General features: G+C 58.1%; 16 protein-coding genes. 12 read left to right on the forward strand and 4 right to left on the reverse strand.

What is annotated here, in order from left to right; all coding sequences use genetic code 11:
- Positions 1-32 precede the first annotated feature (32 nt).
- From ABNF92_RS11910 to ABNF92_RS11930, 5 genes are all read left to right on the forward strand, one after another.
- Positions 33-2,147: a marine proteobacterial sortase target protein gene (locus ABNF92_RS11910; RefSeq protein WP_349342247.1), complete on the forward strand. Its 2,115-nt coding sequence runs from the start codon at positions 33-35 to the stop codon at positions 2,145-2,147.
- Entirely contained in the window at positions 2,144-2,734 is a 591-nt protein-coding gene (locus ABNF92_RS11915) for a class GN sortase (RefSeq protein WP_069182237.1), read from the forward strand. The genes ABNF92_RS11910 and ABNF92_RS11915 overlap by 4 nt, the downstream gene beginning before the upstream one ends.
- A gap of 48 nt (positions 2,735-2,782) precedes the next feature.
- Entirely contained in the window at positions 2,783-3,481 is a 699-nt protein-coding gene (locus tag ABNF92_RS11920; RefSeq protein ID WP_069182236.1) for a 1-acylglycerol-3-phosphate O-acyltransferase, read from the forward strand.
- Between the two features lie 95 nt (positions 3,482-3,576).
- Positions 3,577-3,819 (forward strand): GlsB/YeaQ/YmgE family stress response membrane protein, encoded by a 243-nt coding sequence (locus ABNF92_RS11925; protein WP_069182235.1) that lies wholly within the window; start codon positions 3,577-3,579, stop codon positions 3,817-3,819.
- Positions 3,820-3,821: 2 nt separating this feature from the next.
- Positions 3,822-4,223 carry an MAPEG family protein gene (locus ABNF92_RS11930; protein ID WP_349342248.1) on the forward strand — a complete coding sequence of 134 codons (402 nt, stop codon included), beginning with the start codon at positions 3,822-3,824 and terminating at the stop codon, positions 4,221-4,223.
- A gap of 83 nt (positions 4,224-4,306) precedes the next feature.
- Here the strand turns inward: ABNF92_RS11930 and ABNF92_RS11935 are convergent, their stop codons facing one another.
- Positions 4,307-4,747 carry an OmpA family protein gene (locus ABNF92_RS11935; protein WP_136631189.1) on the reverse strand — a complete coding sequence of 147 codons (441 nt, stop codon included), beginning with the start codon at positions 4,745-4,747 and terminating at the stop codon, positions 4,307-4,309.
- Between the two features lie 323 nt (positions 4,748-5,070).
- On the opposite strand from ABNF92_RS11935, the gene ABNF92_RS11940 reads away from it, so the two are divergent.
- Positions 5,071-6,519: a rhomboid family intramembrane serine protease gene (locus ABNF92_RS11940; RefSeq protein ID WP_349342249.1), complete on the forward strand. Its 1,449-nt coding sequence runs from the start codon at positions 5,071-5,073 to the stop codon at positions 6,517-6,519.
- 120 nt (positions 6,520-6,639) lie between these two features.
- On the opposite strand, the gene ABNF92_RS11945 is transcribed toward ABNF92_RS11940, so the two are convergent.
- Positions 6,640-8,094 carry a hypothetical protein gene (locus ABNF92_RS11945; RefSeq protein WP_349342250.1) on the reverse strand — a complete coding sequence of 485 codons (1,455 nt, stop codon included), beginning with the start codon at positions 8,092-8,094 and terminating at the stop codon, positions 6,640-6,642.
- A 144-nt stretch (positions 8,095-8,238) separates the two neighbouring features.
- On the opposite strand from ABNF92_RS11945, the gene ABNF92_RS11950 reads away from it, so the two are divergent.
- From ABNF92_RS11950 to ABNF92_RS11970, 5 genes are all read left to right on the forward strand, one after another.
- The gene (locus ABNF92_RS11950) at positions 8,239-10,062 is read left to right on the forward strand and encodes an ABC transporter ATP-binding protein (protein WP_349342251.1); all 1,824 of its coding nucleotides are present in this window, start codon (positions 8,239-8,241) and stop codon (positions 10,060-10,062) included.
- 116 nt (positions 10,063-10,178) lie between these two features.
- Positions 10,179-10,817 carry an SCO family protein gene (locus ABNF92_RS11955; protein WP_349342252.1) on the forward strand — a complete coding sequence of 213 codons (639 nt, stop codon included), beginning with the start codon at positions 10,179-10,181 and terminating at the stop codon, positions 10,815-10,817.
- A complete protein-coding gene (locus ABNF92_RS11960) occupies positions 10,814-12,334 on the forward strand; it encodes a methyl-accepting chemotaxis protein (protein WP_349342253.1) in 1,521 nt (506 codons plus the stop codon). Before ABNF92_RS11955 ends, ABNF92_RS11960 begins: the two co-directional genes overlap by 4 nt.
- Before the next feature lie 260 nt (positions 12,335-12,594).
- Positions 12,595-15,354 (forward strand): aconitate hydratase AcnA, encoded by a 2,760-nt coding sequence (gene acnA / locus ABNF92_RS11965; RefSeq protein ID WP_349342254.1) that lies wholly within the window; start codon positions 12,595-12,597, stop codon positions 15,352-15,354.
- Positions 15,355-15,433: 79 nt separating this feature from the next.
- On the forward strand, positions 15,434-15,973 hold the full coding sequence (locus ABNF92_RS11970) for a ferritin-like domain-containing protein (protein WP_069182226.1): 540 nt from the start codon (positions 15,434-15,436) through the stop codon (positions 15,971-15,973).
- A 45-nt stretch (positions 15,974-16,018) separates the two neighbouring features.
- Here ABNF92_RS11970 and ABNF92_RS11975 read toward each other — a convergent pair whose 3' ends face one another.
- Together ABNF92_RS11975 and ABNF92_RS11980 are read right to left on the reverse strand one after the other, a co-directional pair.
- Positions 16,019-18,088, reverse strand: a complete 2,070-nt coding sequence (locus ABNF92_RS11975; RefSeq protein ID WP_349342255.1) for a GAF domain-containing protein — start codon at positions 18,086-18,088, stop codon at positions 16,019-16,021.
- On the reverse strand, positions 18,075-19,868 hold the full coding sequence (locus ABNF92_RS11980) for an ATP-binding protein (protein ID WP_349342256.1): 1,794 nt from the start codon (positions 19,866-19,868) through the stop codon (positions 18,075-18,077). Before ABNF92_RS11980 ends, ABNF92_RS11975 begins: the two co-directional genes overlap by 14 nt.
- A gap of 106 nt (positions 19,869-19,974) precedes the next feature.
- Here ABNF92_RS11980 and ABNF92_RS11985 point away from each other — a divergent pair, with 106 nt between their 5' ends.
- Positions 19,975-21,663 (forward strand): diguanylate cyclase, encoded by a 1,689-nt coding sequence (locus ABNF92_RS11985; RefSeq protein WP_349342257.1) that lies wholly within the window; start codon positions 19,975-19,977, stop codon positions 21,661-21,663.
- The last annotated feature ends 14 nt before the right edge of the window (positions 21,664-21,677 follow it).

The following is a 21,677-nucleotide window of genomic DNA, read 5'->3' on the forward strand; positions in this document are numbered from 1 at the left end:
TCGCACAGTCATGCAGTCACAAGGATTCTCTCATGATTATTTCCTGTTCTGCTCTCAGGCTTTACTCAACAGCCGCTGTTTCACAGCGCCAGCGCTTCCGGCTAAAACGTCTCATGGAGGGTGTGAGTCTCTGGCTGGCAGTCATGTTGATGCTGTTTGTCCACCCACTCTATGCAGACGCGAACGAGGCAGACAATGTCGGCCAGCTGCACTTTGTTGATGGTCAGGGGCAGTGGCAGGAGCCGGCGCTGGTGCTGGACAGTGAATTCGACATACAAGTTAGCGGGCTGATTGCCGACAGCCGGTTGCTTCGCAGTTTCCGCAATACCAGCAACCAGTGGCGGGAAGGCGTGTTCGTGTTCCCGTTGCCGGAGAAGGCCAGCGTCTACGGCCTGACCATGAAAGTGGGGGAGCGGACCATCGAGGGCAAGGTGCAGCCGAAGGAAACGGCGCGTAAGACCTATGAGAAGGCAAAACAGGCCGGGCAGCATGCGGCGAATGTGGAGCAGCAGCGTCCGAACCTGTTTACCGCCCGGGTAGCCAATATCCCGCCGGGGGAGACGGTATCGGTGGAGCTGAAATACCAGCAGCCGGTGCAGTATCAGGCCGGGGTGTTCGAACTCACGGTTCCCACCACGCTGACGCCCCGATACATGCCGGGACGGCCGGTCAGCAAGGCACCGGATCAGTGGCAAGGTGGGTGGGCGCTGCCCACGACCGAGGTGCCGGATGCCAGTGCGATCAGCCCGTTTACCGTTAACCCGACCGATGTGGCGACAGACAGCCATCGTGCCTCCATTGAACTGGTGATTGATTCCGGGCTGCCGCTGGAGAGCGTTTCCAGTCCGTCGCACCGTCTCGCTAGCCGCCAGGATGGCCAGACCTTCAGTGTTAGTCCCGAGGGTGGCGAAATCCTTATGAACCGCGATTTTGTGGTGCGGTGGCGCCCGGTTGCCGGGCTGGAACCCTCCGCAGCGGTCTTTCATCAGTCCTGGCAGGGGGAGGACTATTTGATGGCCATGCTGGTGCCGGGTGATAACGGTTCAATGGTGCTGCCGCGGGATCTGGTGTTTGTAATCGACACCTCCGGTTCCATGGCGGGGGAGTCGATCCGACAGGCTCGAAGTGCGCTTCAGGCGGGGCTGGACACACTGACACCACGGGACCGTTTCAACGTGATCCAGTTCAACAGCCAGACGCACTCCCTGTTCATGCAGCCGGAAGTGGCCACCGGCAATAATCTTGCCCGAGCCCGTCAGTACGTGGATCGCCTTCGGGCTGATGGCGGAACGGAAATGGCGTCGGCCCTGTCCAGGGCGCTGGACAGTGGGGTGCAGACTGAAGCGGGAGCGCGCGTGCGTCAGGTGATTTTCATCACCGATGGCGCGGTGGGCAATGAGGCTGCGCTGTTTAGGCAGATTCGCGAGCAGCTGGGCAGCCAGCGGTTGTTTACCGTGGCTATTGGCTCTGCGCCCAACCGGCATTTCATGCGTGAGGCCGCCCGCTGGGGCCGGGGGACCTATACGGCGATCCAGTCGCCTTCCGATGTGGACGGACCTCTGCAGGCCCTGTTTTCAGCCATGGAATCGCCGGTTCTGACGGATATCCGGGTCAATTGGCCCGGCCAGGAAACCGGCAGGGAGGCCTTCCCGGCACGCCCGGGGGATCTGTTCCAGGGCGAACCCCTGATTCATGTGGTCCGGGGCGTCCCGGCCATGGGGGAATTGAAGGTGTCGGGGCGCCTGCCAGGTGGCCAGGACTGGAACAGGACACTGGATCTGCAACAGGCTGCCTCCGCAACCGGGCTTCATCGGCATTGGGCCAGAGAGAAGATCGACAGTCTGGAGGATGAGGCGAAGGTGGCGGGCCGGGAGCCAGACAGGGCCGGCATTACCGGGCTGGCGGTCAAGCACGGACTGATGTCTGCCTATACCAGTTTTGTCGCCGTGGATTCCACACCGGCCCGCAGCACAGAAACGCCGATGGTCTCGGATAATCTGCCCACCCTCCTGCCAGCGGGAAGCCAGGCCGGCATGCTGCGCTACCCACAGACGGCAACGTCGGCGCCGTTGCTGATCGCGCTTGGTGTGGTCGGTCTGATGTTTTGCCTGGCGCTCGTGCTGCTGCAGAGGAGGGCATTCGCATGACCAGGCTCCTGCTCCTGTTGTTGACCAGCTCTGCTACCTTGTTGGTATTCGGGTTATGGATTCCCCTAAAGGCGGTGATTGCCCAGGAATTGCTAGAGGTTGCCTGGGCGGAAAGCCAGGCCCGCCAGACGGAATCGCGGCCCTGGCCCTGGGCAGACACCTGGCCGGTCGGTCGACTGGCTATTCCGGAGCTGAACGATTCCATGATTGTGCTGGCCGATACCCATGGCGAAAGCCTCGCCTTCGGGCCAGGTCGGTTGACCGGCGGAGACAATACCGGCGGAGCCGTGATCATTGCGGGGCACCGGGATACCCATTTTCGGAGTCTGAAAGCGCTGGAAACCGGCAATGAGGTCCGTCTGCAGGCCCGGGATGGTCGTTGGCAAAGCTACCTGGTGGAAGGGGCCCGGGTGGTCGACAGCCGTTCAGAGCTTATCGATACCCAAAGTTTGCCGGAGGGGACGCTTCTACTGGTGACCTGTTACCCGTTCGACAGTGTCGACGCCGGGGGGCCACTGCGGTACGTCGTCAGGGCCTCGGCAAGGGGTAAACAAACGGAACAAATTGACACTGTTGCCGGAATATAGAGTTGGCGTACACTTGTGCGCCAAAATTGTGCTGCAGAGTTTGGTTGCATGGGTATTATCAGAAAACTGCTGGCTTGGCTGAGCGTGCCGATCATCTGCCTGTTCGCGCTGGTGTTCTACGCGGCAAGGCCCTTCAATCCGGATAACAACCGTTATCTTGCGTGGGTTGTGGCTCGTTTCGGGCGTGCAGTCCTGGGTATGGAGCGGCCTTTGGAAGGCTGGGAAAATATGCCGCAGGATCGGCCCACCGTCGTCATTGCCAATCACCAGCACAATGACGATCTGTTTGTTTTGGGCGACCTGTTGCCGCCGCGCACCGTCACGGTTGGTAAATCGTCATTGGTCTGGGTGCCTTTCTTTGGCCAGGTGTTCTGGCTCGGCGGCAACGTTATCCTCAACCGCGGGCGCTCCCACAAGGCCATTGCGGTTATGAAGGCCACCAGCAGTGCCATTGCTCGGGATCGCAAAAGCCTTTGGGTGTTCCCCGAAGGCACTCGTAGCAGGGGGCGAGGATTGCAGAAATTCAAGAAAGGCGCATTTCATGCAGCGGTGGCATCGGGTGCGCCGATCACGATGGTCTGTGTTCAGGAATATGCCGATGAGGCCGTCGGTTGGACTGGCCGCCGTGAATCGGTGTCTATTCGGATCCTGCCGCCCATTGAAACCGAGGGCCTCACTGCTGAGGATATTCCGGAGCTGATTGAACGTTGCCACCGAAAAATGTCGGAAACGATTGCCACACTGTAATTGTCGGATCTGGAAGTGCTTGAAGCACCATGGGAAACAGGGCAGTCTTGCGGGACTGATCGTTTCGTTCAACGACCCTCAGGGAGAGGCAAGAGATGAATCTGATTCTGTTTCTGATTATTGGCGGTGTAGCCGGTTGGTTGGCTGGTCTGATCATGAAAGGCCGTGGCTTCGGCGTTCTGGCCAACATCGGTATTGGTATTGTTGGCTCGTTTGTCGGCGGTTTTGTTTTCCGTCTTCTGGGTCTGGCTGCCCAGGGTGCTGTCGGTGAGCTGGTAACGGCGACGGTCGGCGCAGTGTTACTTCTCGCTATTGTTAGTGCAATCAAGAAGGCCTGAGCATGATCGTACCCGTAACCGGAGTGTTTTCCGCCGTTATCGGCATTCTTTTGCTGGTGTTGTCGGCCCAGGTCGTCAGGTTTCGTCTGAAGTACAAGAAGGGCCTGGGTGTAACCGATGACCGGGATTTCGAGGTGGCGGTAAGGGCCCACGCCAATCTGGTGGAGTATGCGCCGATTGGTCTGATCATGCTCGCCATCGCAGAACTCAATGGCGTTGCCAGCGGACTGATTTACTGGACAGGCATGGCGCTTGTGGTTGGCCGTATTCTTCATGCCTTCGGCATGATCAACGGGCAGGGCGGCACCCATTGGGCCCGGATGATCGGCATACTGCTGACCTGGTTGTCGATTCTGGTGGCTGCTTTGTTACTGCTATGGAATGTCTGGCAGGTCTATGGCTGAGCAGGGCTAGGATAAGTCAAAGAAGTGAACAAAGAGGGGGCCTGGCCCTCTTTTTACTGCAAACTGGTTTCCATAATGCCAGTTCAGAGTGCTCGGGCCACATCCATGGTCAGGTATTCGAGTTCCACGCGGCGATTGGCTGCCCGGTCTTCTGGCGTTGCCAGAGGGCGGGCTGAGCCCCAGTGACTCATGAAAATCCGGGATTCGGCCACACCTTCCTGCATCAGGAACCGGGCGACCGCATTGGCGCGCAGTCGTGAAAGAAACCGATTGTAGTCTTCCGAACCGAAGTTGTCGGAGTGGCCGTGAATTCTGACGGAGATGGCAGGATGGTTCCTGAGGTAGCTTGCGTGCTGTCGCAGGAAAGCAACGTCGTCGCTGCCCAGGGCGTGTTTGTTGAAGCCGTAATGGAACTTCATGCGGTGCGGGCGCCTGGTTCCGGCTTCGAAGTTGGCCGTGGTAAAGCCGGCAGCTATCGCGGCATTGGCTATCAGCTCCGGGTTATCCAATACGAGTACGGTCATCTGAAAAATCCTTGGTTCGGTGTCCGGTTTTTCTTGTTATTCCTGATCACTATTGGCTGGAGCAGGAACAACGGCAATTGGCGAAAGGTCGATATGTGGCCCGGTTCACTCTCTCGATGAAACCGATTGAATGTCATTTGTGTGACATCCGAATGACAGCCGGGCCAGTGTCGTGGGCTTTGCCGACTCTGTGGGGTGTGCCACATTTCCGGGATTGACCCGGTACGACCTTCGCGCTGGATTCCATTTGAGCGCGAAAAGAAGGCCGGGCTGTGGTAAAAAGCAGAGTTTCAGGGACAGATTGTGATGAATTGTGACCGCCCATGCTGATTATCCCCGCTGAAAACGCCATCAACTGGAAGCGCCCGCCGTGGGTGACCCTTGGCCTGATCATGGCGTGCCTGCTGGTTTTCCTGTTTTACCAGGGCGGTGACAGCCGCAAACTCGAACAGGCGGTTGAACAATACCTGGCCGCCGATCTTCACGAGCTGGAGGCACCTGCCTACGAGGACTACCTGCAGCGGCAAATCCAGTTCCAGGGCGAGGAGAGCAGGGTCTACGAGCTCCAGCAGTTCCAGCAACTCCGGGAAGAGAACGAACATTTCTGGCTGGCCATCAACCTGATGATGGATCGGGAGTTCTACCAGTACCTGCTGCAGAATCGCGATGTCATCTGGGCACCGGCGGAGCGGGCGCACTGGCAGGAACAACGCAGCATCATCGAACAGGACTACCTCCAGAAACTCAGTGCCAACCAGCTTGGTCTGGTGCCGGCGGATATGTCGCTGTACACCCTGATTACCTACCAGTTTCTGCACGGCGGCTGGGGTCATATCATTGGTAACCTGATCTTCCTGTTCCTGCTCGGTTTTACCGTCGAGAAGGCGCTGGGGCCCGGTCGGTACCTGATCGCCTATCTGGTGTGCGGCGCCCTCTCCGGTCTGATGTTTACTGCATTCTCGGCGGGCAGCTACGTGCCATTGGTGGGTGCGTCCGGTTCGATCTCTGGCCTCATGGGCATGTACGTGGCCATCTACGGGCTTCAGAAAATCCGTTTCTTCTATTTTCTGGGCGTCTATTTCAACTACTTCCGGGCGCCCGCCATCGCCCTGCTACCCGTGTGGGTGGGCAAGGAAATCTACGATTACTGGTATGCGGGTGCCACCGGTATCGCCTACATGGCTCACGCCGGAGGCCTTATCGCTGGCGCAGGACTCGTCTGGCTGCTCGGCAAGAGCTGGTTGCAGGTTCGTGAAGAGTTCTTCGAGCCGGAAGAGGAAGAGCAGGACGCCCGGTTCACCAGTGGTTACGCCCAGGCCATGGCCAGCCTGGGCCGGATGGAGTTCGATCTGGCGAGACGGCAATTCGAGGCCCTGCGCGAGCATTACCCGGAACGCCATATTCTGCTGGAACATCTTTACCACTTGGCCAAGCTCCGGCCGGATCTGCCAGAGTACCGGGATCGGGCCAAAGAGCTTATGAACGATGCCCTCAGCCGCCGACAGCCGGAGCAGATGCTTGCTATCTGGCAGGAATACCTGGGCAAGGGGGAGAGCTATCAGCCGTTAGCGGCGGAGGACCATAACCGGGTGTTGTTTACCAGCCTGAAGCAGCATGACTTGAAAGCTGCCGAGAAAGCCTTCGAGCGGCTGAAAAGCACCGGCGATGATATGTTGACCACTGAGGCCTGTCGGTTGCTGGCGGAAGAGTTCGAAAAGCGGCAGATGGCGCCCAAAGCTCGTCATTATCGCCAACTTCTTCAGGCCGGCTAGCCTCGGGGGAGCAGGGTATGGGAGGGGCTTCCCAAAACACGCTGTGAATACGTCCCTGTACGCTCGGCTCCGCCATCCCTGGCTCCGCACGGTTTTGGGAAGCCCCTCCCACACCCTGCGTCAGTCCTGGACAGAAAACGTTGCTTTCGGTCCCTTCAATGGCTCTTGATTCTTAGCCTGCTCCAGATAAACCGTAATCTGCTCATGCAGCGGATGGTTCACGCACTTCTTCTGGATAAACGTCAGAAAAGCCGTCGCCTTTTCCCACTGGGATAATCCGTTGGCCAGGGTCTGCGCCACCAGTAGATAGGCCGGGGCCAGTTGTTCGCTGTCCGGGAAGCGCTTGTGGAAATCCTGCAGTACCCGCAAGGCCGGCTTGAACTGGCCCCGGTGGTACAGGGCCCGGGCGCAGCGTACCGAGAGATCCGGATCCTCCAGTTTGAAGCCGGGTTCTGCTTGCTGAAGCGTGTTCAGCACACCGGCGATGCCTTCGCCATCATTGCGGTCGGCCAGCCAGCCCAGGATGCGTGGGTGGTACCGGTAGAGTTCGTCGGTGTCCTGGCGGGCCGTCAGGAGCTGGTACAACTGGCCGATTCTCAGTGCGTTGTCCCGATCCCGCTTCAGTGCTTCCTTCAGCATGCTCTGTACCCGATCGTAGTTGCCGTCTTTCAGGTTCATGTCGATATCGGCATCGAAGCGGGCACTGCGGTCGCGCTGGTGGGTGTCCTGCCCAGAAATTTCGTCTTGAATGTCCGGGGCGAATCCCAGCTCTTCCTGATACTGAAACAGCAGATAGCCCAGCATGTGGAACAGAATCAGTGTGAAGGTACTGTTCAGGAAACCGGCCAGGGGCTGGGCGACCCAGAACGGAAAGTGATTTACGGCGAAGTCCTGGGCCGCGCCGGAGGCCAGGGTGAGCAGGATCAGGTAGCCGTAAAGCAGGAAATAAGGGGTGCCGATTCGCGAGATCAGCACCGCGAGATTCATCGGATTCACGGCCGCGCCCACCGAACGCTCCATGGCCAGCACCATGATGCTGGCCGGCAATGCCAGAATGACAAACGCCAGCGCCAACAGCATCAGGATCGGGCCGCCGAGCATGGCGGCAGCGCCGACCAGCCCGCCCATCAACACGAACACGAGTAGCTGCAGGATGACAATATCAAACCCGCTGCCGGTGAAGGCCACGGACACGGCGGGCGGTTTCAGGTGGCCTTCAGCGGTGTGGTTGATCACCGCATAGGTGTATTTGAAGAGCGCAAGCGCCAGCACCAGCCAGATCAGGATGCCAATCAGGTTGGCAGGCGCAACCACCGGCACCAGGGTACAGATGGCAATTACGATCAGCGGATCGGTATGGAATGGATAGCGGAAGAACGCGCCGAGTCGCTGCCAGAACGGAACCACTTCGGTGGCGGCGCCCAGGTATCGCATGGCCTTGCTGCAGTGCGGGCACAGCGCGCGGCGCTGGCGAGTGTCGGCGTCGGGCATGCAGCGGCTGCAGTAGTGGATCTGGCACTCGCCGCAGTGCCATTTTGCGGGGTCGCCGGGATGGTAGTGGCAATCGTGTTTCACAGGTGCTTGTGTCCTGGTCCATCAGAAAATCGTTGGCTCATCATGACAGATGTCGGTTTTGATCGCAGCAAACCAGTTAACAGGTAGACTATTGTCAGTTCCCGGGCGTATCCAACCGGGCAGATTTCATTTTCCGGAGGTTATTTGGAACACCCGCAGAACAGCGTAACCGGTATCGACACCCGTGAAGCCCGACAGCCGTATACCTGGCGGGATATCTTCGGGCTTGCGCTCAAGCACAAGCCCAGGCTGGTGCGCGCCAATCTGCTGGCGATCATGGCCACCGTCATGAGTGTGCCGGTGCCCCTGCTGCTTCCGGTTCTGGTGGATGAAGTGTTGCTCGATGAACCCGGCCCGGTGTTGCCCGTTATGGACTCGATACTGCCGGGCAGCTGGGAAACACCGGTGGTTTATATCGGGCTGATGGTTCTGGCCGCGTTTCTGCTCCGGGTGGCGGCACTGTCGTTCAATGTCTTGCAGTCCCGGGAGTTTTCCAAGGTCTCCAAGGATGTGGTGTTCCGTATCCGCTCCCGGTTGCTCGGGCGGTTGCAGCGCGTGGCCATGTCGGAGTACGAAACCCGTGGCTCCGGCGGGATCAGTAGCCACTTTATTACCGATCTGGATACCGTTGACCAGTTTCTGGGCACCACCATTAGCCGGTTTCTGGTGGCCAGTCTCACGGTATTCGGCACCGCCCTGGTACTGCTCTGGGTTCACTGGCAGTTGGCCCTGCTGATTCTGCTGTTCAACCCGCTAGTGATCTTCGCCACGATTTTGATCGGCAAGCGGGTCAAGGAACTGAAGCGCCGGGAGAACAGCGCTTACGAGGAGTTCCAGGGCGACCTTACGGAAACCCTCGATGCCATTCACCAGTTGCGGGCGGCCAACCGGGAAAAACACTACCTGCGCCAGTTGATCGACCGGGCCCGCAATGTTCGGGATCATGCCATACAGTTCGAATGGCGCAGCGACGCCGCCAGCCGGGCCAGTTTTGCTCTGTTCCAGTTTGGCGTTGATGCCTTCCGGGCCGCGGCTATGATCACCGTGCTGTTCAGCGACCTGAGCATCGGCATGATGTTCGCTATTTTCGGCTATCTCTGGTTCATGCTGACGCCAGTTCAGGAAATGCTGAACATGCAGTATGCCTGGGTTGCCGCCAATGCGGCCCTGGCACGGATAAATAGATTGCTGGATCTGAAAGAAGAGCCACGCTATCCGGCGCTTGAGAACCCCTTCCGCGACCGTCACACCGTGGGACTGACCCTGCGGAATATCCACTTTGCCTACGGGGAAGAAGAGGTCCTGCGGGGCATCAATCTGGAGTTGGCACCGGGCGAAAAGGTGGCGCTGGTGGGAGCCAGTGGCGGCGGCAAATCGACCCTGATCCAGGTGATCCTTGGCATGTACACGCCCCAGCGGGGCGAGGTACTGATTGATGGCGTGCCGGTTCAGCGTATCGGCCTGCCGTGCCTGCGCGAGCATGTGGCGACGGTGCTCCAGCATCCTGCTCTGTTCAACGATACCGTTCGCCAGAATCTGACCCTGGGGCGGGAGAAGCCCGACGCCGAACTGTGGGAGGCCCTGCGCATTGCCCAACTGGATGCCACGGTTGCGGCCATGCATGATCAGCTTGATACAGTGATCGGCCGCCAGGGGGTTCGCCTTTCTGGTGGCCAGCGTCAGCGTTTGGCCATTGCGCGGATGATCCTCTCGGAACCTTCGGTGGTCATACTGGATGAAGCCACCTCGGCACTGGATGCGGAAACCGAATTCCAGCTCCATCGTGATCTGGAAGCGTTCCTGAAGCAGCGCACTACCCTCATCATTGCCCATCGACTCAGTGCCGTTAAACAGGCAGATCGAGCCTGCGTTTTCGAGGATGGACGCATTATTGAAGAGGGTCATCACGACGAGCTTATTGCCAGGGAAGGGCTCTACGCCCAGCTTTATGGCGAACGGCAGATGTGAGTCACTCCTGAAAAGTTAACTATTCATTACAACAAATACTGATCTGTCGCTTTTAGCGTCCGTAATATGCCCCACATGCAAGTTTTTGGGCTGGTGCGGTGTAATGCACCTATAGCGTGGCTTCACTTTTCCCAGCAAACTTGCGGCGATTTTTACGGACGGTACACGTGAACAGACAAACCACAAGCATTCTGCTCTTTGCCGCAGCGTTTCTGCTGGCCATAGCACTTCCTGTAATGCCGTCGCTGCTGAATCACAGTGGCTTCTACGGCATGGCTCTCGATGAGCCGGGTGAGCGCCTGAATGACTATCAACCACCCCGGAATGGGCTCGCCTTTATTTTCTTTGGTTATCGCCAGTGCGGAACCGTTTGCCCCGTTCAATTGGTCAATTTGATGGAGCTGAGCCAGCGTTTTCACGGGGCAGACGTCGAGTTCCTGTTCGTCACGCTTGACCCGGAAAACGACACGCCAGAGGCGCTGGAACAGACTACCGCGAGTCTCGGCGAAGCGTTCAGAGCCTACCGGCCTGAAAACCACCGGGCCGCGCAAAAACTCGCTTCAGCGTACAACGATTTTGCCGTTAAACAGGTAGGTACAACAAAAGACCTCATCGCCCACAGTGCCAATTTGCATGTGGTCACGGGAGACTTCCGAAGAAGGCTGGTTTACACCACGCCGGATCTGAACCTTGAGCTGGTTGAACAGGATATTCGCCGCTTGTTGAAAGAAAATAAAAGTGAGAGTCCTATATGACTTCAGCGGTAAACAATCAGTCTTATGAAATTGAAATCCGTGAGCGGACCGATCGGCAGGTGCTCTACATCCTGTTGGCTCATATTCCGGTAGTCGGGTTGCTGGTGCCGATGGGTTACGGCACCACCACCTTTGCTCTGGTGGCGTCTTTGCTGGTCGGCGGCCTGGCGGCGGGCGGGTACGCCACCATGCGAGGAACCCGGGCCCTGTCGTGCCTGTATGCGGTCTGTCTGATGCTGTTTTCTGCCGTCATGATCCAGGCCCAAATGGGGCGGATAGAAATGCATTTTCACATTTTTGCCGCGCTTGCCCTGGTGATCATCTACAGAGACTGGCTCCCGGTGATGGTGGCGGCAGGTACCATTGCCGTGCATCACCTGGCGTTAACGGGTCTTCAACTGGGCGGGGCATCGCTGGGTGACATGCCGTTGATGATCTACAACTATGACTGCAGCTGGTCGATGGCGTTTCTGCACGCGGCTTTTGTGGTGTTTGAAGCGACAATCCTCGTGTTCTTCGCGATTCGAATGGGCGCAGAGCAAAAACAGTCGATCCAGATCATTGAGATTGTCCGCAGCTTCGACAGTGACAACGATCTTACCGCCCGTCTCGATGACGCCGATAAGAGCGTAACGGCTACTTCGTTCAACAAGATGCTGGCGCGGTTCGTCGAGCTTATTGCCAGACTCCGAGAGCTGTCGGAGCAACTTCGCTCCAATGCCGATGAAATGACCAGTGTCAGCGATACCACCACGCAGATTGCCAACGAGCAGCAGGTGCAGACCGACCAGGCGGCTACTGCCATCAATGAAATGTCGGCCAGTGTTCAGGAAGTCGCCAGCAACGCACAGCTGGCCTCCGACGCGGCCAGCAGTGCCTCCGGCGCTGCTACCCGTGGTGGCGAAGCGATGGCCAATGCCGCAAAGCTGACCGAAGCCACTGACGAGGCGCTTGAAAGTAGCGCTAGCAGGGTCGATGAGCTGGGCGAAAAAATTGAATCCATAACTTCTGTGGTCGGTTCGATCAATGCGATCTCAGAACAGACCAATCTGTTGGCCCTGAACGCCGCCATTGAGGCAGCCAGGGCAGGCGAGCATGGCCGTGGCTTCTCCGTGGTGGCGGATGAGGTCAGGGCGCTCTCCCTGAGAACTCAGGAGTTTACCGACCAGATTCGGACGACCATCGGTGAACTGAGCGAAATCTCTGAAGCCACCAAGGCCTCTATGGAGATGGGGCGCACCCGATCGGCGGAGTCCACACGGGCAATGCGCGACACCGGCGAAGCGATACGGGAAGTTGAGGCCGCCATCAGCGAAGTGTCCAGGATGAATTATCAAATCGCCTCTGCCTCGGAAGAACAGGCGGCTACCTCGCTTCAGATCAATGAGAATATTCATTCCATCGCTAACCGCAACAACCATGTGGTGTCCGAGGCTGAGCGGGTCAGAACCATGGCTTCGGGCCTTGAAGCAGTTACCGAAAAACTGAATGAACTGGTGAAGCTTTACCACATCTAAACCCTCCAGTAACTGATGTTGGAGAGTCGTGCGGCTCTCCGACCTTGGTCTGACATTCACCGCACTGATGCCGAACATTCATCAGCCCGCGGTTGAACTCTGCTTAATTGCTGCAATAGTTAAAGGTGACTTCACATAGTGGAGTCCTTTCATCAGGCTATTGCCCGGTATGGGATTGCTTTCCCGGTCGATGCGTTGCTGAAAGGGCTTCGAAAGAGCCTTCCGGAATACGCGGATAACGACGAAAAAGGAGGCACCACATGTCGAACGAAAGTCTCAGTAAAGACAGTCTGAATACCCTTTCCAGCCTGGACGCTGGCGGTAAAACCTTCCATTACTACAGCCTGCCCAAGGCTGCGGACACCCTTGGCGACCTCAATCGTTTGCCGTTCTCACTCAAGGTGCTCATGGAGAACCTGCTGCGAAACGAGGACGACACCACCGTGGACAGAAGCCATATCGATGCCATGGTGCAGTGGATGAAGGACCGTAAGTCCGACACTGAAATCCAGTTCCGGCCTGCTCGGGTGTTGATGCAGGATTTCACCGGTGTGCCCGGGGTTGTCGACCTCGCAGCCATGCGTGAAGCGGTGAAGGCCGCCGGTAAGGATCCGGCGATGATCAACCCGCTGTCGCCAGTGGACCTGGTGATTGATCACTCGGTAATGGTGGACAAATTCGGCGACCCGTCGTCGTTCAAGGACAACGTAGCCATCGAAATGGAACGCAACCAGGAGCGCTATGAGTTCCTGCGCTGGGGCCAGCAGGCGTTCGATAATTTCCGTGTGGTGCCGCCGGGCACGGGTATCTGTCACCAGGTGAACCTCGAGTACCTCGGCAAGACCGTCTGGCAGAAGGACCAGGACGGCAAGACCATCGCATACCCGGACACCCTCGTGGGCACAGACTCCCATACCACCATGATCAACGGCCTCGGCATTCTTGGCTGGGGCGTTGGCGGCATCGAAGCGGAAGCCGCTATGCTGGGCCAGCCGGTCTCCATGCTGATTCCGGAAGTGGTGGGCTTCAAGATCACCGGCAAGCTTCGGGAAGGCATTACCGCGACAGATCTGGTGCTTACCGTCACCGAAATGCTGCGCAAAAAAGGTGTGGTGGGCAAATTCGTGGAATTCTACGGTGACGGCCTGAAGGACATGCCCGTGGCAGACCGGGCCACCATCGCCAACATGGCGCCGGAATACGGCGCTACCTGTGGTTTCTTCCCGGTAGACGAGCAGACCATCAAGTACATGCGCCTGACCGGCCGTGAGGAAGAACAGCTGGAGCTGGTGGAAGCCTACGCCAAGGCCCAGGGCCTGTGGCGTGAGCCCGGCCATGAGCCGGTGTACACCGACAACCTGGAACTCGACATGGGCGAAGTTGAGGCCAGCCTTGCCGGCCCCAAACGCCCGCAGGATCGTGTTGCCCTGAAAAACATGAAGTCCTCTTTCGAGCTGTTGATGGAAACTGCCGAGGGGCCTGCCGAGAATCGTGAGGCCAACCTGGAATCCGAGGGTGGCCAGACCGCCGTGGGCGTTGACGACAGCTACAAGCATCATGCCAGCCAGCCCCTTGAGATGAATGGCGAAAAAAGCCGGCTGGATCCGGGTGCGGTCGTCATTGCGGCGATCACTTCCTGCACCAACACGTCAAATCCGAGCGTTATGATGGCCGCAGGCCTGATCGCCCAGAAAGCGGTCCAGAAGGGACTGAGTACCAAGCCCTGGGTCAAGACATCGCTGGCGCCGGGTTCCAAAGTCGTCACTGACTATCTGAAAGTGGGTGGTTTCCAGGACGATCTCGACAAGCTTGGTTTCAACCTGGTGGGTTACGGCTGCACTACCTGCATCGGTAACTCGGGTCCGCTGCCCGAAGAGGTAGAGAAAGCCATCGCAGATGGTGATCTAACGGTCGCTTCTGTCCTTTCGGGTAACCGTAACTTTGAAGGCCGGGTGCATCCGCTGGTGAAAACCAACTGGCTGGCATCGCCGCCCCTGGTGGTTGCCTATGCGCTGGCAGGCAACGTGCGCCTGGATCTCTCAAAAGATCCGCTGGGCAACGACAAGGATGGCAACCCGGTGTACCTGAAGGACCTCTGGCCGAGCCAGCAGGAGATCGCTGAAGCGGTGGAGAAAGTGAAGACCGATATGTTCCGTAAGGAGTACGCGGAAGTCTTCGACGGCGACGCCACCTGGAAGTCCATCAAGGTGCCAGAAAGCAAGGTGTACGAGTGGTCCGACAAGTCCACCTATATCCAGCATCCGCCGTTCTTCGAAGGGCTCAAGGAAGAACCGGACGCGATCGACGATATCAAGGATGCCAACATACTGGCACTGCTGGGCGACTCGGTGACTACCGACCACATCTCACCAGCCGGTTCCTTCAAGGCGGACACCCCTGCCGGCAAATACCTGCAGGAGCACGGCGTTGAGCCGAAAGACTTCAACTCCTATGGGTCCCGCCGGGGTAACCATGAGGTGATGATGCGCGGCACTTTTGCCAACGTGCGTATCAGGAACGAAATGCTCGACGGCGTGGAAGGCGGCTTCACCAAGTTCGTGCCCACGGGTGAACAGATGGCCATCTACGATGCCGCCATGAAATACCAGGAGCAGGGCACGCCGCTGGTAGTCATTGCCGGCAAGGAATACGGCACCGGCTCCAGCCGGGATTGGGCGGCCAAGGGCACACGTCTGCTGGGTGTAAAAGCTGTGGTGGCCGAATCCTACGAGCGCATCCACCGCTCCAACCTTATCGGTATGGGCGTGATGCCGCTGCAGTTCCCGGAAGGCACCGATCGCAAGAGCCTGAAGCTCACCGGTGAAGAAACCATCAGCATCGAAGGCCTGTCTGGCGAGATCAAACCGGGCCAGACCCTGACGATGACAGTGAAATACAAGGACGGTTCCACCGAGACCTGTGAGCTGAAATCACGGATTGATACCGCCAATGAAGCCGTCTACTTCAAACATGGTGGCATTCTCCATTACGTGGTGCGGGAAATGCTGCGCACTGCCTGAATGGCCAGGGCGACAATGGCATGGCGGGCTTCCGCCATGCCGAATTCAAGAGATCAATGAGAGAAACGAGAGAGACCTTATGACCGATCAACCGTTTCTGACAGACGTTAAAACCCTTCGTGAAAGAGCCCGCAAACACATTGAAGAAGGAGCTCTGACCGAGGGCTACGGCGCCAACCGCGACAATGTGGTGAAGATTCTGAACGAGGCTTTGGCGACAGAGATTGTCTGCACACTGCGTTACAAGAGCCATTACTTCCGGGCCGATGGCATCAACGCCAATGTTGCCGCCCAGGAGTTCCTGGAGCACGCGGACCAGGAGCAGCAGCATGCCGACTGGCTGGCGGAGCGCATCGTGCAACTGGGGGGCAAGCCCAACTTTTCACCGGAAGGCCTGTTGACCCGATCGCACGCCGAGTTCGTTGAGGGTGAAACGCTCCGGGATATGGTGGTCGAGGATCTGGTTGCCGAGCGCATCGCGATCGACAGCTACCGCGAGATTGCCCGCTATCTTGGGGATCAGGATCCGACGTCCCGGCGGATTATCGAGGAAATCCTGGCCCAGGAAGAAGAGCACGCGGACGATATGGCCGGTCTGCTTGAAGGGCTGGATAGCTGAATATCGCGGGCCAGTGGCGTAATTGACGAGTGTGGGTGCCGCCCGTCAGGTGGCGCCTTTCTCGTCTGCGTCGGCCAGGGGCAGACTTAGCCAGAAACACGCGCCTTTGCCCTCTTCGGAGTCGAAGCCGACTTCTCCCTTCATGGCATGCATCAGCTCCCGGGTGATGGCCAGACCCAGTCCGGTGCCTTCTTTGCTGCGTGACGATGATGCGTTGGCCTGGGCAAACTTCTGGAAAATCCTGTCCCGAAAACTTGCGGGCACACCTGGCCCCTGGTCTCTCACCTCCAGCCTTATCAGGTTTCCGGATTGCTGGATCTCGACATTCACTGCGCCGCCCTCCGGCGAGAACTTGATGGCATTGGACAGCAGGTTGGACAGCGCCTGTGTCAGCCGGTTGGCATCGAAACTGGCTCGGACCCCGGGGTTGGCATTGCTCAGTTTGATCTTGATACCGTGCTGGTTTGCGATCGGCTGGATTTCCTCCAGTGCCACCCGTACTGCGCTTTCGAGGTCCTGTACTGATGCATCGATTGCCATGTTGCCAGTGACCAGTTTCTCGATATCCAGGAGGTCATCAATCAGGCGCCTGAGCTGATCGGTATTGCGTCTGGCAATCTCCAGCATTTGCGTGGTTTTCTGGGTGAGTGGCCCGGTTGCGCCACCGAGAATCAACCCCAGAGAGCCCGAGATAGAGGTCAGGGGTGTTCTCAGCTCATGGCTCACTGTGGAAATAAACTGGTTTTTCATCTCGTCGATCTTGTGGCGCTCGTGGACGTCGGCGATATAGCCATGCCAAAGGATACTGCCATCAGGCAGTGGTTCAGGCCGGGCGAGCCCCTCCACCCAGTGCCAGCCACCGGTCTTCCAGCGTATGCGATACTGGTGCTGCCACTGCTCAAGTGACTCTGCAGATCGCTGGATGGATTCCGCCACTCCTGCGAGATCGTCCGGGTGAATACGATCGAACACGGGGGAGGCGTCAGCCGCTACTTCTTCCCCACAGACACCATAAATGTCCTGAATGCCGGGGCTTGTATACGGAAAGCTGGAGTGCCCATCGGGCCAGAGGCGATACTGGTAGAGCATGCCGGGGGTCTGGGTCACCAGTTTGTGGAGGGTTTCCGTATGCTGCTGCTGGTAGATGGTGTCTGCGACCCAGCGTGCCAGCAGCGTAACGAACATGCGTTCGGTGGCGCTGAACGGTGTCAGCCTTGGATGTCTTGAAGAAAAATTGATAGTTCCGAATATCTCGCCGTCAATCCAGATCGGGGCTGCCAGGTAGCTTTCCAGCCCGAAAACCTCGTAGCAGATGTGGTTGCGATACGTTGACTGCCCCATATGATCAATGGCCAGCACCTGTCCGGTCGCCACCATTAACGAGCAATAGGTGCGCTCCAGGGCGATGGTAGTGCCGTTGCTCAGAGTGTCCTGCAGGTGTGTGAAATGCCAGTGCACTGTATAGGCACCACCGGTTATCCGGCTGACAATGCCGGTTTCAAGGCCCAGGTAGTTGCAGGCCATTTCTAGGGCCCTGGTCACTCTCTGGCTGGCGTCGCCCTCGGTGTCCAGGGCAATCTCCGTCAGTAGATTCAGCGCCCGGTTACGCTCGTCATAAAAATCGCCGAGCTCTCCCAGCCCGAACTCCCGCTCTACCAGGTCGGCGAGATCCCGTAGAGTGGTTTTGTCGTCGTCGGAGAAGGACCGGGGTTTACGGTCAATCACACAGAGAGTGCCAACGCGATGGCCGTGACGGTCGTGGAGCGGAGCGCCGGCGTAGAAGCGGATGTTGGGCTCGCCGGTTACCAGAGGATTGTCCACAAATCGCTCATCGTTCAGGGCATTCTCGATGACGAGGGGTTCTTCCCGCAGGATGGCATGACCGCAGAAAGAAATATCCCTGGCTGTTTCCGGAGTCTCCAGTCCGTGTCTTGATTTGAACCATTGACGGTTGCTGTCAATAAGCGATACCAGGGCAATCGGAATATCGAAGCTGCGGGCGGCAAGCCGGGTAAGCCGGTCGAATCGTTCTTCTGGCGGCGTGTCCAGAAGCTTCAACTCGTCCAGGGCGCATAGCCGATACGCTTCATCCGGCGGCAGATCAGGGGTTTTCATGGCGCTCTCCAGTTTCCGGCACTTCGGCATCAGCCGCTGGCAATTCCACCCAGAAATGGGCTCCGCTGTCGTAATAATAGCCGACTTCCCCGCCCATCATGGTTGCAAGCTCCCGGCTTATGGCCAGCCCAAGGCCGGTGCCAGCCTTTGCCCGGGTGGAGCCGGCTTCCGCCTGCGCAAAACGTTGGAAAAGCCGGGGCAGAAAGTGTTCCGGAACGCCCTTGCCCTGATCCGACACGGTGATTCTCACACGGTCGGATGCGGCGACTTCGGTTCGGACCCTGACCGTGCCTTCAAGCGGAGAGAACTTGATGGCGTTGCTGATAAAGTTATCGAGGATTTGTCTCAAACGCATCGGGTCTGCGAAAACGTGTTGTGCCCTGGATGGTTCCGCGTTGAGAGGAATCCGGTAGTGCCGGGCCATGGCCCCGTTGCCCTCGCAAGCATCCTCAATGGCTGAGCTCAATTCGATGGTTTCAGGATGGATGGGCATCTGTCCCGCCAGAGTCTTATTGAAGTCGAGCAGGTCTGAAATCAACCGTTGCAGCTGTTCGCTGTTGCGAAGCGCAACATCCACCATGGCCCGGGCTTTTACCGGCAGGTCCCCGGCGGCACCAGAGTGAAGTAGCTTCAGGGAGCCGTTGATGGATGTCAGCGGGGTGCGCAACTCATGGCTGACGGTGGATACAAACTGGTCTTTGAGCACATCGAGAGCTTCCCTCTCCTCCATCAGCTGATTGAAGGCGCTGGCGACACTCCGGATTTCCGGTGGCCCGGCAGGTTTAAGCCTTGCAGCAACGAAACCATCCCGGGTCATGGCGCGTATTTTTGACGACATTTTCTCCAGTGGCCGGGTTGCGGCGCGGGCGAGTGCCCAGGCAGTGACCGCCAGGATCAGCATGGCAAGGATACTGATGCCCAGGAATGCTCGGAATGAGGCCCAGGCCGGCTGTGTTACCTGCTCGTACGGCACTGCACGCAGGAACATCCAGCCCACCCGCTCAAGATGCCGGGTGGCGTAGATCCATTTTTTGCCTTCCTGGTCTGTGACAACTCCGGAGGTGACTCCGGACAGGGCCGCGTCGATAATCAGGTTCTCACCGGGCTCCGGAAGATCCGGCATGATGTTGTTTCCGGAAAGGGCATCCACCTGAATAAAGTGTTCGGTATCTAGAACCTTGAACAGCGTATCCGAACGTTCTGCTGCCTGCCTTGGAATGATGCTGGCTTTGGCAAGATTGATGATGCCGCCGGCAAAGCCCAGCAGGTCGCCTTCATCGGTTTCAATGGGGGCGAGAAACGACAACAGTGGGAGGCCGGTGGTCCGTCCAATGATGGGCCGGCTTATGACCGGGGCCCGTGAGGCAAGTGCTTTTCGGAAATGCTGCCGGTCGGCATAGGAGGTACCAAGGCGCCCGGGAACATGCACATTCTCGGCAATAGCGACGCCCCGCTCATCGAATATCACCAGACCTTCCTGAAAATAGGCCTGGAGAGACGTCTGGCGACCCAGAAGGTTTCTGATCCGCGGTAGTGGTAGTCGGTTTTGGCCGTCTGTAAGCAGTGTGGAAAATGCCTCGAGGGCCTGCAGCCGGATCTGCAGGTCCTGGTTCACCCGACTGGCGCTGTTTTCGGTTTCGAGTAGCTGCCGCTGGGTCAGCACGTCTTCGAAGTCGCGCACCAGCTCGTTGTAAGCAATCGCCAACAGGACTGCGACCGTAACAATGCTGCTGAAGATGGCAATCAGGGCGACGCGACTGCCTAGGGACAGATTTCGCAATATACTTCCTTAAGGTTATGGCCGGGCGAGCCTAAACGTGATTTTATTGGGGCGAGAATAGTGGATTTTGCGAGAGCGGCAAAACACATTCATTGGGGGAATTGATTTGGCTTCGCAAGAAAGCAGCGATGTCGCGGCAAAACTGGCAGCGCTGAGGCAAAAGTTCCTTGTTCGCGCGAATGAGGACATTCAGATTCTGCGTGACTATGCGGAGCAGACCCGCCGTGGTGAACTGTCTGCGGAGGGGCTTATTCAGTGCTATCAACAGCTGCATCGGCTTGCTGGTTCCGCCGGTACCTTTGGTTTGCCGGAGCTGGGCGTTGCCGCCCGAACCCTGGAAAAAAAGCTGAAAAGCCAGGCCGAGGATCTCGCCGAGGGTGGCGCTGGCCGAAGCCAGTCTGTTGATGTAGATACGGATTTTGCGGAGGGCGTTGATGCCCTGGCGAGACTTGTTGAAGTCAGGAGTGAATATCAGGATCCGGTAAGCACACCAGTCCAGCGGAGTGATGTTTTTGAGGGTAGTCACGGCATGCAGGTCAGCGTGATCGTCATGGAGAACGGTGACGATGGGCTGACGGCGCTGGCTTCCGAGATGGCCCGGTATGGCTTCAACTGCCGTAACGTTGACCGGAGGGAGCCGGAAGCTGTGCATCAGGTGCTCGCGGATACGTCTGGCGCGGCCGCGATACTTTGTCAAGATTCCGATTTGGCGGACGTCATGGCGCTGCGCAACCGGGCCCAGGCAAAAGGGTTACGGCGGAGACTGCCGGTAATCTGCATCGGCCGGGACGGATCCTTCGAGAACAAGTACCACCTGGCCAAGCTAGGGGCATTTGCGTTTTTCCCGGAACCCCTTGATATCCCCGAGCTCGCCGAACGGATCGAATCCCTGGCCATCGAGCGCAGCGCCGGGGTTCAGGGACGTGTGTTGATTGTCGAGGATGACACTGAGTTGGCCGAACACTATTGCCTGGTTTTGCAGTCGGCTGGTATCGAGGCGCGAACGGTTTCCGCCCCGCTGGACCTGATGTCAACCCTGTCTGCCTTTCAGCCTGATATTGTCCTGATGGATGTTCAGATTGGTGGTTATTCCGGGGTCACCCTGGCCCGGCTGATCCGGTTTGAACCGCGCTGGCTGAGTCTGCCGATTATCTACCTGTCTTCCGAGGATGATCCTGACAATCAGCTGGAAGCACTTTCTAAGGGTGCCGACGAGTTTCTTATGAAACCGGTCTCTGATGATTACCTGGTCCGGTCGGTCAGGATCCGGTGCTACCGGGCCCGTCAGCTCTCGGAACTTATGAACCGGGATAGTCTGACCGGTCTGCTCAAGCATTCGCTGATCAAGCAGGAAGTGGAGAAGGAACTGGCCCGGTGTCGCCGGGACGGGCATCCGTCCAGTGTGGTCATGCTTGATCTGGACCATTTCAAACAAATCAACGACACCTGGGGCCACCGGTACGGAGATATTGTTATCCGCACGCTTGCGAATCTGCTGCGGAACCGGCTGCGTGAGACCGACATGATTGGTCGGTATGGAGGCGAGGAATTCCTCGTTGTCCTGCCGCACTGTCCGGTTTCCGCAGCGGCAGAACTGATTCAGAGTATCGGTGAGAGCTTTGCCGAGCTGGCATTCTCGGCTGGCGACACCGCTTTTCAGGTAACGCTCAGCGCCGGCATTGCCGCAATCAATGATTTTACAAACGGGGATGATGCCCTCGAGGCCGCGGATCAGGCCCTGTACCAACAAAAACGCAACGGTCGGAACGGCGTAACCGTGTACACACTTCAATAGTTTTCCGGGTAAAT

The sequence above is a fragment of the Marinobacter sp. MMG032 genome (assembly GCF_040112695.1).
Classification (GTDB): domain Bacteria; phylum Pseudomonadota; class Gammaproteobacteria; order Pseudomonadales; family Oleiphilaceae; genus Marinobacter; species Marinobacter salsuginis.

Coding starts and splice junctions, on each gene's coding strand:
- ABNF92_RS11910 (WP_349342247.1), top strand. CDS start 33: ATGATTATTTCCTGTTCTGCTCTCAGGCTTTACTCAACAGCCGCTGTT.
- ABNF92_RS11915 (WP_069182237.1), top strand. CDS start 2,144: ATGACCAGGCTCCTGCTCCTGTTGTTGACCAGCTCTGCTACCTTGTTG.
- ABNF92_RS11920 (WP_069182236.1), top strand. CDS start 2,783: ATGGGTATTATCAGAAAACTGCTGGCTTGGCTGAGCGTGCCGATCATC.
- ABNF92_RS11925 (WP_069182235.1), top strand. CDS start 3,577: ATGAATCTGATTCTGTTTCTGATTATTGGCGGTGTAGCCGGTTGGTTG.
- ABNF92_RS11930 (WP_349342248.1), top strand. CDS start 3,822: ATGATCGTACCCGTAACCGGAGTGTTTTCCGCCGTTATCGGCATTCTT.
- ABNF92_RS11935 (WP_136631189.1), bottom strand. CDS start 4,747: ATGACCGTACTCGTATTGGATAACCCGGAGCTGATAGCCAATGCCGCG.
- ABNF92_RS11940 (WP_349342249.1), top strand. CDS start 5,071: ATGCTGATTATCCCCGCTGAAAACGCCATCAACTGGAAGCGCCCGCCG.
- ABNF92_RS11960 (WP_349342253.1), top strand. CDS start 10,814: ATGACTTCAGCGGTAAACAATCAGTCTTATGAAATTGAAATCCGTGAG.
- acnA (WP_349342254.1), top strand. CDS start 12,595: ATGTCGAACGAAAGTCTCAGTAAAGACAGTCTGAATACCCTTTCCAGC.
- ABNF92_RS11970 (WP_069182226.1), top strand. CDS start 15,434: ATGACCGATCAACCGTTTCTGACAGACGTTAAAACCCTTCGTGAAAGA.
- ABNF92_RS11975 (WP_349342255.1), bottom strand. CDS start 18,088: ATGAAAACCCCTGATCTGCCGCCGGATGAAGCGTATCGGCTATGCGCC.